This window comes from Xanthomonas cassavae CFBP 4642 (assembly GCF_000454545.1).
In the GTDB taxonomy this organism is placed as follows: Bacteria; Pseudomonadota; Gammaproteobacteria; order Xanthomonadales; family Xanthomonadaceae; genus Xanthomonas; species Xanthomonas cassavae.
Genome location: NZ_CM002139.1, coordinates 4,269,065 through 4,270,847, shown reverse-complemented (window position 1 = coordinate 4,270,847; position 1,783 = coordinate 4,269,065). Strand labels below are relative to the sequence as shown.

General features: G+C 64.2%; 4 protein-coding genes. 3 read left to right on the top strand and 1 reads right to left on the bottom strand.

Translation table 11 applies throughout. The features are described from left to right. A partial coding sequence (locus XCSCFBP4642_RS25310; RefSeq protein ID WP_033898555.1) for an IS5 family transposase occupies nucleotides 1-472 on the bottom strand: 472 nt, incomplete at its 3' end. 49 nt (nucleotides 473-521) lie between these two features. Between XCSCFBP4642_RS25310 and XCSCFBP4642_RS25305 the strand changes: the two genes are divergently transcribed. The 3 genes from XCSCFBP4642_RS25305 to XCSCFBP4642_RS30880 are packed head-to-tail and all read left to right on the top strand — an operon-like array spanning nucleotide 522 to nucleotide 1,701. Further along, nucleotides 522-782, top strand: a complete 261-nt coding sequence (locus tag XCSCFBP4642_RS25305) for a hypothetical protein (RefSeq protein WP_152527301.1) — start codon at nucleotides 522-524, stop codon at nucleotides 780-782. Further along, nucleotides 779-1,480: a hypothetical protein gene (locus tag XCSCFBP4642_RS27610; RefSeq protein ID WP_425480147.1), complete on the top strand. Its 702-nt coding sequence runs from the start codon at nucleotides 779-781 to the stop codon at nucleotides 1,478-1,480. The genes XCSCFBP4642_RS25305 and XCSCFBP4642_RS27610 overlap by 4 nt, the downstream gene beginning before the upstream one ends. Before the next feature lie 44 nt (nucleotides 1,481-1,524). Further along, on the top strand, nucleotides 1,525-1,701 hold the full coding sequence (locus XCSCFBP4642_RS30880) for a hypothetical protein (protein ID WP_425480146.1): 177 nt from the start codon (nucleotides 1,525-1,527) through the stop codon (nucleotides 1,699-1,701). The last annotated feature ends 82 nt before the right edge of the window (nucleotides 1,702-1,783 follow it).

Here is a 1,783-nt window from a genome sequence, read left to right as displayed (position 1 = left end):
CGCCCTGCTTGTTCTTGGTCGAGCTGGGCGCAGCGATGATCGTGGCGTCCACGATCGTCCCGCCGCGCAAGCTCTGCCCCTTGCGCGACAGGTGGGCGTTGACCCGGTTGAACAGCTTGCGCGCCAAGTCATGTCGCTCCAGCAAGTGACGAAAATTTAGAATTGTCGTCTCATCCGGCACCTCGTCCAGACCACCGATCTTTGCGAAACGGCGCATCGACACCGTGTCGTAGAGGGCTTCTTCCGCCGATGGATCGCTCAGTGCGTACCACTGCTGCAAAAAGTGGATGCGCAGCATCGTCTCCAGCCGATACGGCTGTCGCCCCGGCTGCCCAGGCTTCGGATAGTGCGGCTCGATCAGTGCCAGCAGGTCCTTCCACGGCACGACCTGGTCCATCTCGGCCAAGAACACCTCACGCCGCGTCCGCTTGCGCTTGCTGTTGTACTCCCCGTCGCCGAAGGTCAGTTGCATCGAAATTGTCCACTCGGGTCGTTGATCGATTGTGGTAGATCAGGATGGGTTGTTCAGAGTTTCCCTAGCCGCACGCGAACTCGGCGGTGATGAGGTAGTGACGCTACTGGTGCTGCAGGAACAATTACTGACCGAATACGGCTGGCGGCTCGCGCTCTCGGACCTTGGCCTGCTGTGTGTCTGCCCGCTGTTGCTCAAGCGCACGCCCGACGCTGTGGCCACCGCGTTGGAGCGCGGGCAGGTGATCGCCCGCGTGGTGCTGGATGCGCTGGTGACGCACACCGCAGGCGCGGCCGAGGTGGCCTCATGAAGCTCAGCAGCGACATGGCGATGTCTTCCAGCAGCCACGCAACGTCTCCTGCACCCGCACATCCCGTGCAGACCGTGGCCCCGCCGCAGACGCATCTACCGGCCGGGCCGCTTGCAGGCTTGCCTACGGGTAAGGTGCTGCGCGTTCGTCGCGCGGCGCTTTCAGGGCGCGCGACGACCGACACGAGCCATGCCGAATCCTCGCATCGCGCATCACATCGCTCGGAGCTGTCGAGTTCTTCGGAATCGACGGACGCGTCGTTCTACACCGCGCGCGCCAGCTCGGCCTCCTCGGTCGTCGAGGAGCCGCACGCACCGGGTGTTGCGGTGAGCTATGCGCAGCGCAGCGCGTCGGCAGCCGCCAAGTTGAAGGCCCAGATACGAACCCGTCTGAACGACCTGCCATTTGTAGCCCCCTCGGAGGAGCAAGAGGCACTGCAGACCGCGTATCTGGAATGGGCTGACGCGCGCGTGCAGGAACGCATCGCGGCGTTCGGGCCTGATGCCGGATACCAGATCGTCGGCGACATGAAAACGGCAGGCGCAAAGGCTGCTGGCCGATCGCCTACGAGTGCCTCAAGGCGTTCATTATCGGGTCGATGCGGACCCCGTTCGGTCTCGCGGCGGGCGCAGCATACGATCGCGCGCGTGCGCCTGGATCGGAGACGCTCAGTACGACGACGCTATCCGGTGCGGTAGCGGGCCTGGCATCCTATACCAGCGATACGCTGCTGATCCCCGCAATGGATCGGCGCGCGCGGGTAGCCAATCTACCGCGGTTCCAGACCATCGATCCGAAGATCCTGGTGCCTGATCCGCCGCCTGTGCTGCTGGAAATCACCGCAGAAGGCAAGCGCCTCACGCGCCCAGGCGAGGGCGATGCACCTACGGTTGCGGAGATCGACGTCCCCCCATCCTGAGTAGCAGTCGGGTTTAGAGTCCGGGGTTGATGATATCGCTGTTGGCCAGGTGCTGGGCATAGGCCGTCGGCGTCATTCCGCC

Excerpts from the sequence above, each read along its gene's own strand:
- XCSCFBP4642_RS27610 (WP_425480147.1), top strand. The coding sequence starts at position 779 with ATGAAGCTCAGCAGCGACATGGCGATGTCTTCCAGCAGCCACGCAACG.
- XCSCFBP4642_RS30880 (WP_425480146.1), top strand. The coding sequence starts at position 1,525 with ATGGATCGGCGCGCGCGGGTAGCCAATCTACCGCGGTTCCAGACCATC.